The sequence below is a fragment of the Rhizorhabdus sp. genome, from assembly GCF_018006725.1.
GTDB lineage: Bacteria > Pseudomonadota > Alphaproteobacteria > Sphingomonadales > Sphingomonadaceae > Rhizorhabdus.
In genome coordinates this window covers 1-12,671 of sequence record NZ_JAGMXV010000035.1, presented here as the reverse complement: position 1 = coordinate 12,671, position 12,671 = coordinate 1, and the positions used below count along the sequence as shown (strand labels likewise).

General features: G+C 65.7%; 11 protein-coding genes. 4 read left to right on the top strand and 7 right to left on the bottom strand.

What is annotated here, in order from left to right:
- Window positions 1-16: 16 nt before the first annotated feature.
- Complete coding sequence (locus tag KAY22_RS07580) at window positions 17-1,348, bottom strand: homogentisate 1,2-dioxygenase (protein WP_296621827.1); 1,332 nt, start codon at window positions 1,346-1,348, stop codon at window positions 17-19.
- 299 nt (window positions 1,349-1,647) lie between these two features.
- Between KAY22_RS07580 and KAY22_RS07575 the strand changes: the two genes are divergently transcribed.
- Together KAY22_RS07575 and KAY22_RS07570 are read left to right on the top strand one after the other, a co-directional pair.
- The gene (locus tag KAY22_RS07575) at window positions 1,648-2,133 is read left to right on the top strand and encodes a nuclear transport factor 2 family protein (protein WP_296621824.1); all 486 of its coding nucleotides are present in this window, start codon (window positions 1,648-1,650) and stop codon (window positions 2,131-2,133) included.
- A 7-nt stretch (window positions 2,134-2,140) separates the two neighbouring features.
- Window positions 2,141-2,803 (top strand): hypothetical protein, encoded by a 663-nt coding sequence (locus KAY22_RS07570; protein WP_296621821.1) that lies wholly within the window; start codon window positions 2,141-2,143, stop codon window positions 2,801-2,803.
- Between the two features lie 12 nt (window positions 2,804-2,815).
- Here the strand turns inward: KAY22_RS07570 and KAY22_RS07565 are convergent, their stop codons facing one another.
- Window positions 2,816-3,991, bottom strand: a complete 1,176-nt coding sequence (locus KAY22_RS07565) for an alpha/beta hydrolase (RefSeq protein WP_296621818.1) — start codon at window positions 3,989-3,991, stop codon at window positions 2,816-2,818.
- A 28-nt stretch (window positions 3,992-4,019) separates the two neighbouring features.
- Window positions 4,020-5,228 (bottom strand): cytochrome P450, encoded by a 1,209-nt coding sequence (locus KAY22_RS07560; protein ID WP_296621816.1) that lies wholly within the window; start codon window positions 5,226-5,228, stop codon window positions 4,020-4,022.
- Between the two features lie 286 nt (window positions 5,229-5,514).
- Between KAY22_RS07560 and KAY22_RS07555 the strand changes: the two genes are divergently transcribed.
- The gene (locus tag KAY22_RS07555) at window positions 5,515-7,452 is read left to right on the top strand and encodes an NAD(P)/FAD-dependent oxidoreductase (RefSeq protein ID WP_296621814.1); all 1,938 of its coding nucleotides are present in this window, start codon (window positions 5,515-5,517) and stop codon (window positions 7,450-7,452) included.
- 96 nt (window positions 7,453-7,548) lie between these two features.
- Here KAY22_RS07555 and KAY22_RS07550 read toward each other — a convergent pair whose 3' ends face one another.
- From KAY22_RS07550 to leuB, 4 genes are all read right to left on the bottom strand, one after another.
- On the bottom strand, window positions 7,549-8,274 hold the full coding sequence (locus tag KAY22_RS07550) for a GntR family transcriptional regulator (RefSeq protein ID WP_296621812.1): 726 nt from the start codon (window positions 8,272-8,274) through the stop codon (window positions 7,549-7,551).
- 91 nt (window positions 8,275-8,365) lie between these two features.
- A complete protein-coding gene (gene leuD / locus KAY22_RS07545) occupies window positions 8,366-8,956 on the bottom strand; it encodes a 3-isopropylmalate dehydratase small subunit (protein WP_296621862.1) in 591 nt (196 codons plus the stop codon).
- Entirely contained in the window at window positions 8,956-10,392 is a 1,437-nt protein-coding gene (leuC, locus tag KAY22_RS07540) for a 3-isopropylmalate dehydratase large subunit (RefSeq protein ID WP_296621810.1), read from the bottom strand. Before leuC ends, leuD begins: the two co-directional genes overlap by 1 nt.
- Window positions 10,393-10,394: 2 nt before the next feature.
- Window positions 10,395-11,492: a 3-isopropylmalate dehydrogenase gene (gene leuB, locus KAY22_RS07535; protein WP_296621808.1), complete on the bottom strand. Its 1,098-nt coding sequence runs from the start codon at window positions 11,490-11,492 to the stop codon at window positions 10,395-10,397.
- Window positions 11,493-11,607: 115 nt separating this feature from the next.
- Between leuB and KAY22_RS07530 the strand changes: the two genes are divergently transcribed.
- A complete protein-coding gene (locus KAY22_RS07530; RefSeq protein ID WP_296621805.1) occupies window positions 11,608-12,633 on the top strand; it encodes an amidohydrolase family protein in 1,026 nt (341 codons plus the stop codon).
- Window positions 12,634-12,671 lie beyond the last annotated feature (38 nt).

Genomic DNA, 12,671 nt, shown 5'->3' with positions numbered 1-12,671 from the left:
CTTCTCTGCCTGCGGTTTACGCTTTGTCCGGGAAGCGCTTGGTGAAGCCGCCCCACGCCTTTTCGCAATTCGCGATGCGAAAGTCCGCATCCATCGCCTGCGCCGCGACGTCCAGCGGATAGCGGGTTTCGAGCATGAAGATCAGGGCCTCCTCGATCTTCTGCGGCGCTAGCGGCGCCACCCGCGCCCCTTCGAGCGTGTCGACGTCGGGGCCATGCGCGGTCCACGGATTGTGCAGGCTGATCGATCCCGGGGGAAAGCCGCCCGCGCGGGATTCGTTCGATCCCTCGATCAGGCCCAGTATCTCGGCCAACGAATTGCGGTGATAGCCGGGCGGCCGGAACGTGTGCTCCGCCACCAGCCAGCGCGGCGGTATGATCATGAAGTCGACATTGCCTCCGGTCACCTGGTGCGACGGCGACGTCAGCGCGCAATAGATTGACGGATCGGGATGATCGACGCCGACCGTCCCCATCACCATGAAGCGCATCATGTCATATTTGACCGGCGCCCAGTTGCCACGCCACGCCACGACGTCGAACGGCGAATGATCGAGCTCGGCGGTCCAGAAGGTGCCGCAGAGCTTGTGGATCAGCTCGACCGGGCTATCGCTTTCCTCATAGGCCGCCACCGGCACCTGGAAGTCGACCGCATTGGCCAAGCCGTGCGAGCCGATCAGCCCCAGATCAGGCAGGACGAAGGGCAAACCGAAATTCTCGCAGACGAAGCCCCGCGCGGGCCCGCCCGGCAGGTCGACCCGAAGCTTCATGCCCCGGGGAACGATCCCGACCTCGCCCGGCGCTAGATCGATGATGCCGGCTTCGGTGACGAGGCAAATCGCTCCCTCCTGGGGCAGGATCAGCATTTCCGCGTCGGCATTGGAGAAGACCCGCTGCTCCATCGAGCGGCCGGCTCGGTAGAGATGGAAGGCCATGCCCTGCTGCGCGCGCGGCGAGCCGTTGGCGCAGAAAGTGAACAGGCCGTCGAAGAAGTCGCCTGATGCCGACGCCAGGCTCGCCGGCCCCCAGCGGAGTGCGCCGGGATAGGGATCGGGCGTCAGTGGCGGGGTCAGGAAGTTCGGATGCTCGCGCGCCTGGAATGCGCCCGCGATCGTCGACGGGCGGATGCGGAACAGATAGCTGCGCCGGTTGAGCGCGCGCGGGGCGGAGAAGGCCGTGCCCGACACCAGCTCGCTGACCAGGCCATAGGCCGGGCGCTGCGGACTGTTCTGCCCTTCCGGCAAGGCTCCGGGCAGCGCTTCGGTCGCGAACTCGTTCGCGAAGCCGAGCTGATAGCTCAGCCCGGCCTTCGTCGCGGCCAGCGCGGGAGTGACATTTTCGAGACCCACGGCACCCTTCCATATCAGAGCCGGCCCCTCAACATGCGCCATGTGCGGCGGCCGGCTTCTTGTCGTTGGCAGGGAGGTTACACACTTCACACATTGCACACAATATGATCATTCTTTCTCGTCATCGTAATTTTCGCAGGTGCAGCCTCACGCAAATATTCCGATTTTCCGCGTATTACGCTTTCACTGACCGCTTTCCGCGACGATCCGTGGTGCGGCTGGCGATTGACCCAGCAATAGCTGTATGCAATTAATTTCCGTAATAATCGGCCGGTTATGGCCGCATGGAGAGGTGACTCGTGAGCGATGACAATCTGACCAGCCCCCTGCGCGCGCTGCAGGACCGGATCGAGATCCAGGACGTCATCTGTGCGGTGACCCTACACTCCGACCTCGACGAACCTGAGGCGGCGCTCGCGCTCTACATGCCCGGTGCGGTCATCGACTATAGCGCGGTCTCCGGCCCGGACAGCGCCAACATCCCGGTCGAGGACCACCGCAGGAACCTCGCCGCCTTCCTTCCCGGCTTCGACAAGCGCCAGCATCAGACGACCAATTTCGAGATCAAGGTGACCGGCGACGAGGCGGTATCGCGCGCGCAGGTTCGCGCGATCCACACACTCGACGGGGAAGTGTGGCTCGTCCACGGTACCTATCATCACCGGCTGGCCCGCACCGAGCAGGGCTGGCGAATCACCTATCAGCGCGCCGACATGCTACACCAGGAGGGCGCCCATCTCCCCGCCATCGCCCGGCAGCGGGTGAGCGACCGCGCCGCGGCCTGAGGACGCCATGCTGACCGAATTGCGCCGCTATTCGATCGAGCCCGGCCACATGGACGCGATGCATGTCCGGATGCACGACATGCTGTTCCCGATGTTCCGCGAGCATGGCATCCCCACCCCGCGCGCGATCTGGGAAAATCGCGACGAGACCTCGACCCTGACCTGGATGGTCGACTGGCCGAGCTTCGAACAACGCCTGGCTACCTGGACCAGCTTCGCCCCGCTGTTCGCAGCGGCTCGGCAGGCCGAGGGCACGCCCGAGATCGTCACCCGCACCACCCTGACGATGATCGCGACCTGGCCCGGCCATGTCCCGGGCTTCGCGGCCGATGGCGGGTGCGAGGCGCTCTGGCTCGTCCAGCCGCGCATCGGTTTCGGCGCCGCCTTCATGGCGATGTGCAAGGGCGAGATTTTCCAGCGCTTCCGCGATGCTGGCGCCTGCGCCGTCAGTGCGAGCAACCTGCTGTTCGGCGCCCTGCCGATGGCGGCGGTCTTCCTGAGCTGGGCCGACGAAGCGGCCCGCGCGGCCAGCTATGATGCGATCCGACAGGCCGCGATGCCCGCCACGCTGGCGGACGCCCTGCTCGGCGACGGCACGCGCTTCGGCGATCGCGGCAGCTGGGAACGGCTCGACCGCGCGCCCTACCTCCCCCGCCCACAGGCGGGATGACGGGCGGGATCTTCAGTCCTCCAGCAGCCTCCGCTCGCGCAGCCAGGCGATGATGATCCCCACTGCCTGATCGAGTTTCTCGGGCTGGCCGGCATAATAATGGTCGGCGCCGACGATCGTCTCCATCCGCTTGTCGGCGCTGCCCGCCGCATCGAGGAACAGCTTCGTATGCGGCTGCGGCACCGCGTCGTCGGCGCTGTTCTCGATCGCCAGCAGCGGCACCGTGATCGACGGCGCGTTGTCGAGCGCGCGCGCCTGGCTGTCGTCGATCGACCATTGCGACAACCAGGCTCGCAGGGTCGAGAAGCGAGCGACACCGGCCGGCGAACTGTTCGACGCCTTGGGCTCGCCGAGGAAACACCAGCCCGGCCGGCGGTCATTGGGATCGATCGTCGGATCTAGCCAGCGGGGATCGGCCAGCGTGCGATGGGTAAGCAGCCCGCGCTCATTCTCGCCCGTGCGACCGCTGCGGATATCGTGGAGCAGTTCCTTGACCAGCGCGGTGCGCCGCCGGACCCGGGCGAGCTGCGCCGCGCGGAAGCGGTCGAGATAGGCCTGGTCATAGGGCGGCTGGTGCGGGTTGCGCGGATCATAAAGGTCGAGCTCGGGATCGCGGATCGTCGGGTCATTTTCGTCGAGCACCGACGGGTCGATGAAGTCGGCGAGGACGTCGGCCCGCGACAGGTGCGCCGCCTGCCAGATGAAGGCGTCTCCGGGAATCAGCTCGCCCAGGTCGATCGGATCGCCCGCGGCGGTCTGCGTCACCGTCCGCCGCTCGGCCTGCGCCTGATAGAAGGCGCTCAGCGATCCGCCGCCCGACCAGCCACAGACGATGATCTTCTCATAGCCCCAGATCTCGCGCGCATGGCCGACATAGGCGCCATAGTCGAGCAGCAGCTTCTCCATGATCAGCGGCGTGTCGTTGCGCGCATAGCGGCTGCCGGCGCACAGCACATGCAGCCCCGCCGCCGCCATCGCGCGCGGCACGGGCAGCAATTGCAGGGTCGATGCCGGATGCATGAAGATCAGCAGGGTCTTCGACGGGCGGTTGCCCGGCAGCATCCGGATCCCCTCGACGTTGATCGTCCCCTGCGTGCCCGCATAGCCATAGACCTCACGCATCGGCGTCGGTTCGGCATAGCTGACATTGACCCACTCGGTCACGACCGTGGCTACCGTGTCCGGCATCGCACCCTCCCCTCGTCTCTTGTCGTCGTCAGGCCGGAACGAGGCGCAGCGGCAGCTCTTCCAGGGTGCGCAGGGTGTTGAGCGGGCGGTAGACCGGCGCGCCGGTCAGCTCGATCCGCTCGACCCGGTCGAGCAGCGCGCCGAGCACCGCCTCGGCCTCCATGCGCGCGATCAGCTGGCCGATGCAGACATGGATGCCCGCGCCGAAGGCCAGATGCCCGGCCATCGTGCGGTTGATGTCATAGCGGTCGGGATCGTCCCACTTGCGCGGATCGCGGTTGGCCGCGCCGATGAAGATCTGGATCTTGGTCTCGGGCTCCAGCGCGATACCGCCCAGCTCGGTGGTGCGGGTCGTGGTCCGGAAATAGGACTGGATTGGCGCCTCCAGGCGGATGGCCTCCTCGAACACCATCTTCAGCCGCGCGCGGTTCTCGCGGAGGCTCGCCCAGATCTCGGGATGGCGCGCCATCAGCAGCAACGAGCTGCCGATGCCGCTGATCGTCGTGTCCATGCCACCGCGCAACATGGTGCGGACCATGCCCTTGGCGACGCCCTTCTCGACCAGCCCGGCATCCTCGGCGGCATAGACCTGGTCGCTGAAACTGCCCGGCTGGATCAGCTCGCGGCCCTGCGTCTCCTCATACCAGTCCATGATCCCGGCAAGCTTGCGGTTCGATTCCTCGAACAGCGCGTTGCGGGGCCCCAGCGCGTTGAAGTTGAAGTCGCCGACGATCACCATATTGTGTGGGTGCGACTGCAGCCCCAACGACGCCGGGAACACCGTCATCACGAAATCCTCGGCGATGTCCTTGGCGCCGTTGATCTCGCCCATCTCGACCACCCGGTCGGTCTGGGTCGCGGCATAGGTCGCGAAATCCTCCTGCCAGCCGCGGATCACGCGCGGCGAGATGATGTTGGTCAGGACCTTGCGGATGCCGGTATGGTTGGGCGGATCGGATTCGACCACCGGGCCCGGTTGCCGCCAGTTGTCGGGCTTGCGGATGTCGGCCAGCCCGGCGCCATAGGTCGAGGTAAAGGTCTCCCAATCGTTGAGGACTGCCTTCACCTCTTCATAGCGGCCGGTCACATAGGTTGCATATCTCTTGACATAGGATACCGGCGCATGATCGCGGATCACCGCGTGCAGCGGATAGGGATCGAGGATATTCTCGATCGTGAACTGGTCGATATCCAGCACGGGAGCGCTGCTCGACAGGGTGGCATCCATCGCCTTCATCCTCTTTCCCATCGATGGCGATGCCGCGGGCATCGATCGGGATCGGACGGGCGCCACGATCCCTCTGCCATCTCCTTGTCTTTCCGAGGGCTATCACGCAGCCATTATGTATGCAACTCAAAAGCAAGACCCGGTTCCGACCAGTGATTTCGGGCAAAATCAGACTTTCGAGGCGCGGTGACGGGAAAAATCCTTGCCTCGTCGGATTGACTTGCATACATTTCAAACAAAGGGCCGCTTCGGGATCGATAGAAGAGAATCGCACGGCCCAACAAGGAGGATGTCGATGAATGCCGCCCGTCCGTCCGCTGTCGCCGACGACATAGCCGCACGCCCCGATCCGGATCGCCTGCGCGCCGCGCTGGCGCTCGCCGATCCGAACATCCTTCGCCTGACCCTCTACCATCTCAGCGGCGATCCGTCGCTCGCGGCGATGACCGCTCAGGAAACCGCGCTGTGGGCCGGCGCGCTGTTCACCTACACCCTGCCCGAGAGCTTTCACCAGGAGGTGCGCGACCGCGCCTTCGACTGGCTGATGGCCCATTGGGGCGAGCCGGTCGACGCCGGACGCCTCGACCGCGCCCATATCCGCGAGACGATGGAGCTGTTCGGCCATGGCCCGCTTTCCGACTCCGATTTTCGCTTCGGCGCCGAGGAAGCCGCCTTCGATCCCTTTCCGCGCGGCGTTCACTGGACGACCAAGCCGTCCGCCGAGATCCTGGCCGATTATCCGGTGCTGGTGGTCGGGGCCGGGGTCAGCGGGCTTTGCGCCGCGATCCACCTCGAACAGCTCGACATCCCCTATCAGGTGATCGAGCGGCAGGACGATGTCGGCGGCACCTGGAACCTCAACAACTATCCCGAAGCCCGCGTCGATTCGACGAGCATGATCTACCAGTACAAGTTCGAGAAGCGCTATCCGTGGAGCGAGTTCTTCGCCTCGGGTCCGGAGACGCGCGCCTATCTGAACCATTGCGCCGACAAATATGGCGTGCGCGACAAGCTTCTGCTCAACACCGATCTCGTCTCCGCCCAGTGGCTCGAGGACGAGGCGATGTGGTCGGTCGAGATCCGCACGCGCGGACAGGAGGCCCGCCGGATCAAGGCCCGCTTCATCATCAGCGCGAGCGGCCTGTTCAGCACCCCCAAGCTGCCTGACATCCCCGGCATCGAGGGATTCGAAGGGCTGATGCGCCACACCACCGACTGGCAGGACGTCGGCCCACTGGAAGGCAGGCGGGTCGCGCAGATCGGCACCGGGGCCAGCGGCGCGCAAGTAATGCCCTATATCGCGCGCCACGCCGATCATGTGACCGTGTTCCAGCGCACCGCCAACTATGTCCTGCCGATGGAGGGCTATCGCGACGCGGTGCCGGCCGATATGCAATGGCTGTTCGACCATGTGCCGCTCTACTGGCACTGGTACAGCTATGGCATGCACTTCCTGAACGCCCAGCTGGAGAAGCTGCAGGAGTTCGATCCGGAATGGCAGGCCAAGGGTGGCATCATCAACCAGCGCAATGATCAGCTGCGCGATAATGCCGTGGGCTTCATCCGCGAGCGGCTGAAGGAAAGGCCGGATCTGATCGAGAAGATGATCCCCGACTATCCGCCGATGGCGCGGCGCCCCACCGTGGACAATGGCTGGTACGACGCGCTGCTGATGCCCAACGTCGACCTCGTCACCGATCCAATCGATCATGTCCGCAAGGATGCGATCGTCACGAAGGACGGCACCGTCTACCCCTGCGACGTCATCGTCTGCGCGGCTGGCTTCGCCACCACCCGCTATCTCTGGCCAGCGCATTATGTCGGGCGCGATGGCACCACGCTCGACGATCTCTGGGGCCAGGACGGGCCACGCGCGCATCTCGGCATCGATATGCCCGGGTTCCCCAACTTCTTCATGTTTTTCGGGCCGAGCGCACAGGGCCGCGCGGGCTCCTTCTACAGCATGGCTGAGATGTGGACCCGCTATGCGCTGAAGGCGATCGTGCAGGTAGTCGAAAGCGGCTCCCGATCGATCGAGGTGACGCAGGACGCCTTCCGCGACTTCAACGCCCGGCTCGACGCGCAGAACAAGAAGCTACTGTGGGAAAGTTATGGCAAGGGCTTTTACTACCTCACCGACAGTGGCCGCTCGGTGGTCAACTCGCCTTGGCCCGTCGCCGACATCCATGACATGCTCTATGAGCCGAACCCGACCGACTATCGCATGAGTTGAAAGAGCCGGGCTGAATGCCTAGACTGAAACAATTGAGGTCGACGGATGCGACCATCCGCCGCTCCCAACGGCTACCCAATCCTGATTGAGAAAAGCTCAGCCGTTGGCCGCCGATGCGGCGTCGGTCTCGGCCTCGCGCCGCTCCAGGCGGCGGCGGATACCCTCGGCTGAGCCGGCAATATGGCCGCGCATCAGTGTTTCGGCGCGATATCCCTCGCCCGCGCGGATCGCCGCTAGGATCGCGTGATGCTGCGCGTGAAGTGCGCGCAGCTGGAAGAGTCCCTCAGGATCGTCCTGGCTGTACCAGTGCGCCACCCGGCTCGACGAATAGGGAATGTTGGTCGCGCTACTCAACGCCTGGCCGAGCACGGCATTGTCGGCCGCTTCTACGATGAAACGATGGAACTGGTCGTTGATCTCGCGCAGCGGCGCGCGCGCTTCATCCTTCAGACCGACCTCGTTCAGTATGTGGTCTGCCTGGCCGAGCACCGCCTCCATCTTGCGGTAGCTTTCCTCGCTGATGCCCTTTTCCGCGGCCAACCGGCAAGCGACACCCTCGAGCGTCTCGCGGATGATGTAGGCATCCATGATATAGTCGAGAGTGAAGGTCCGCACGACATAGCCGCGATTGGGCCGATATTCGACCAGCCCGTCTTCGGACAGGATGATCAGCGCCTCGCGGATCGGTGTGCGCGATACTTGGAGCTTCTCGCTGAGCGCGATCTCGAGCAGCCGGTCACCACCTGCAAGTTCGCCGCTCATTATCAGCTCACGCAGGCGGTCGACGACAATCTGCTGACGGACAAGGCCGGTCTGTTCCACGGTTATGGCCTTTGACATCACAGGATATTGGCCGAACGCCGTGCGGCGCGCCACCCTTTTTCACGCGGTTGCGGAGTCTTGGGCCGTCCTTTCATGCCGGCACCGACAACCATTTGCGCTTTTCCGCCATTTGTCGCTCGAACGCCGCGATATCTTCTTCGAGATCGAGGCTCAGACCGATCTCGTCGAGGCCGTTCAGCAGACAATGTTTGCGGAAGGGATCGATCGCGAAACCATGGGCCGTGCCATCGGGCAGGATCAACCGCTGGTCGCCCAACCGGATGTCGATCGCCCCCGTGTGCGCCGCCGCCAGCACCCGGTCGACAGCGTCGGGATCGAGGGCGACGGTCAGCAGCCCGTTCTTGAACGCATTGCCCGAGAAGATGTCGGAGAAGCTGCGGGCGACGACCGCTCTTATCCCCATGTCCATCATCGCCCACACCGCATGTTCGCGGCTAGATCCGCAGCCGAAATTCTCGCCCGCGATCAGGATCGGAGCGCCGGCATAGGCCGGATCGTCGAGGATGTTGCCAGCCTCGGCCTTGATCACCTCGAACGCCACGCCGCCCAGCCCGGCCCGAGCGATCGTCTTGAGGAAGCGGCCCGGCAGGATGATGTCGGTGTCGATATTGTCGCGACCCAGCGGATAGGCCCGCCCGTGGACCTGGTCGACCGGCTGCATCATTGCCCTCCCATCAGGTCGCGGACGTCGGTGAGGCGCCCGGTGACGGCCGCCGCCGCCGCCATCGCCGGGGACATCAGATGGGTGCGCGATCCGAGGCCCTGCCGCCCCATAAAGTTGCGGTTGCTGGTCGATGCGCAGCGCTCGCCGGCCGGCACCTTGTCGGGGTTCATCGCCAGGCACATCGAACAGCCCGGCTCGCGCCATTCGAAGCCCGCCTCGATGAAGATGCGGTCGAGCCCCTCATGTTCGGCCTGTCGCTTGACCAGACCCGATCCGGGCACGACTAGCGCGCGCTTGATGCCCGGCGCCAGCCGGCGGCCCTCCAGCACCGCCGCGGCCCCGCGCAGATCCTCGATCCGGCTGTTGGTGCAGCTACCGATGAAGATATGCTCGACCGCGATGTCCTGCAGCCGCATCCCCGGCGCCAGCCCCATATAGGCGAGCGCCTTGCGCGCCGTGTCGCGCCGCGCGCTTTCATCGAAACTGTCGGGATCGGGGACGGTCCCGGTGATCGCCCCGACATCGTCGAGGCTCGTGCCCCAGCTCACCGTCGGCGCAATGGCATCGGCGGCGATCGCCACCCGCTTGTCATAGGCCGCACCCGGATCGCTCGACAGCGTGCGCCACTGGGTCACCGCCTCGTCCCAGTCGGCCCCGCGCGGCGCCAGCGGCCGGCCCTTCACATAGGCGAAGGTCTTCTCGTCGGGCGCGAACAGCCCTGCCCGCGCGCCGGCTTCGATCGACATGTTGGCGACGGTCAGCCGCCCCTCGATCGACATCGCCCGCGCCGCCTCGCCGGTGTATTCGATGACGTGTCCGGTTCCGGCTCCGGCACCGATCCGGCCGATCAGCGCCAGCACGATGTCCTTGGGCGTGACGCCAAAGCTCAGGCTCCCGTCGATCCGCACCTCCATCGTCCGCGACGGCTTGAGCTGCAAGGTCTGGGTCGCCAGCACATGCTCGACCTCGGACGTGCCGATGCCGAAGGCAAGCGCGCCGAGCCCGCCATGCGCCGATGTGTGGCTGTCGCCGCACACCAGGGTCGTACCGGGCAGCGAGAAGCCCTGTTCCGGCCCCACGACATGGACGATGCCCTGCTCGGGGGCGACCGCGTCGATATAGCGGATGCCGAAGGCCGGGGCGTTGCGCTCCAGCGCGGCGAGCTGGGCGGCGGATTCGGGGTCCTCGATCGGCAGCCGGGCGCCGTCGGCATCGACCCGCGCCGTCGTCGGCAGATTATGGTCGGGCACCGCCAGGGTCAGGTCGGGCCGGCGGACCGTGCGCCCCGCCGCGCGCAGCCCGTCGAACGCCTGCGCGCTCGTCACCTCGTGGATGATGTGCCGGTCGATGTAGAGCAGACAGGTGCCGTCGTCGCGGCGATCGACGACATGGTCGTCCCATATCTTCTCATACAGGGTGCGGGGCCCGGCCATGGTCAGGCCTCCACCCGGTCGGCCACGGGCAGCGCGAGCGCGGCGAGCACCGCGTCGCCCATCCCCGCCGTGGTGGCGTCACCGCCCAGGTCGGCCGTCCGCACGCCGGCATCGAGCGCGCTCGCGACCGCCGCGTCGATCCGGTCGGCGATGGCGGGCGCGCCCAGGCTGTGCCGGAACGCCATCGCCAGGCTCAATATGCTGGCGCAGGGGTTGGCGACGCCACGCCCGGCGATGTCAGGCGCCGATCCGTGGATCGGCTCGTACAGCCCCGGCGCGCCAGGATCGCCGATCGCCGCCGATGGCAGCATCCCGATTGATCCGGTCAGCATGGCGGCCGTGTCCGACAATATATCGCCGAACAGATTGTCGGTCAGGATGACGTCGAACTGGCGCGGATTCTTGACCAGCTGCATCGCGCAATTGTCAGCGAGCATGTGGCTCAGCTCGACGTCGGCATATTTCTCGGCGTGGAGCGCGCTCACCTCCTCCCGCCACAGCAGCCCGGCTTCCATTACATTGCCCTTTTCGACCGAGCAAACCTGATTGCGGCGGGTGCGGGCGATCTGGAAGGCAATCTCGGCGACCCTGCGGATCTCGGCGCTGGTGTAGACATGGGTGTTGATCCCGCGCCGCTGGCCATCGTCGAGCGCCTCGATGCCACGCGGCGCGCCGAAATAGACGCCGCCGGTCAGTTCGCGCACGAACAGCACGTCTAGCCCGGCGACATGCTCGCTTTTCAGGGTCGACGCGCTGGCCAGCGGTGCGAAGCAATAGGCCGGGCGTAGATTGGCATAGGCGTTCATGCCCGCACGCAGCCGCAGCAGCCCCGCCTCGGGCCGAACGTCATAGCCGCAACCCTTCCATTGCGGACCGCCCACCGCGCCCATCAGCACGGCGTCAGCGGCCAACGCCCGGACCAGCACATCGTCGGGCAAGGGGGTGCCGTGCCTGTCGAACGCCATGCCGCCGAAATCGCCGCTGTCGATCCGCAGGTCGATCGCGCCGCCATCGGCGATCGCTTGGGCGATGCGCCGACTCTGCTCGGTCACCTCGGGCCCGATACCATCGCCCGGCAGCAGCAGCAACGTCTTGGTCATGGCGACCTCCTCTCCCAAAAATGTGGACAATCTGGATTTATCCTTCCAGTTTGCCGTATCAAATTGCCTGCACTCAGACAACATGTATGCAATCAAGTTTAGAGAGGGTGAGAGCATGTCCCGGAAAGCATGGCGCGACCAGGTCGTCGAGACTGCATTGGAACCCGATATCGCGATCGTCGACGCGCACCACCATGTCTGGGAAGACAAGCCTTTTCCGCCCTTCGATCCCTATGACGACCGCGATCTGCTGGTGGACAAAACTCAATCGGGCCACCGCATCGTCGGCACGGTGTTCGTCGATTCCCACACCAGTTATCGAAGCGACGGGCCCGAGGCGCTGCGCGTGGTCGGCGAGACCGACTATGCCGCGCGGATTGCCGAGGCCGCGCTCGCCCGTGGCGGGACGGAGGCCGGCATCTGCGCCGCGATCGTCCCCAGCGCGGATCTGCGGTTGGGCGCCGCCGTCGTCGAGGTGCTCGACGCCCATGCCGCCGCGACCCCCCGTTTCCGCGGTATTCGCCACATGGTCGCCTATGATCCCGACGTACCCCACAGCCATCACAATGGCGCGGGACTGATGCTGCGCGACGATTTCCGCGCCGGCGTCGCCGAACTGGTGAAGCGGGACCTGAGCTTCGAGGCCTGGCTGCTGCAGCCGCAGCTTCCCGAGCTGATCACCCTCGCCCGTATTTTTCCGGACGCGCGCATCATCCTCAACCATCTCGGCGGGCCGCTGACGATCGGCCGCTTCGCTGCCGATCCCAAGGCCTCCTTCGCGGCGTGGAAGGCCGACATGGCCACCTTGGCCACCTGCCCGAACGTGTCGGTCAAGGTCGGCGGGCTCAACATGGGCATGGCCGGTGTCGACGCAGCGGGGCTGGACGCACCGCTCGGCTCCGCCCAGCTCGCGGAAGCGCAGCGCGACTATATCCTGACCGGCATCGACCTGTTCGGCCCCGCCCGCTGCATGTTCGAGAGCAACGTGCCGGTCGACTCGCACAACGCGTCCTACACGGTGATCTGGAACGTCTTCAAAAGGCTGAGCAGCGGCTTTTTCGCCGACGAACGCGCCCGGCTGTTCAAGGACACTGCGATGGAGGTCTACCGGATCGATCCGGCGCTCGTCGCGCAGGGCTGACCGCTGCTCTCGCCTATCCCTGTCTCTTATGCACATAT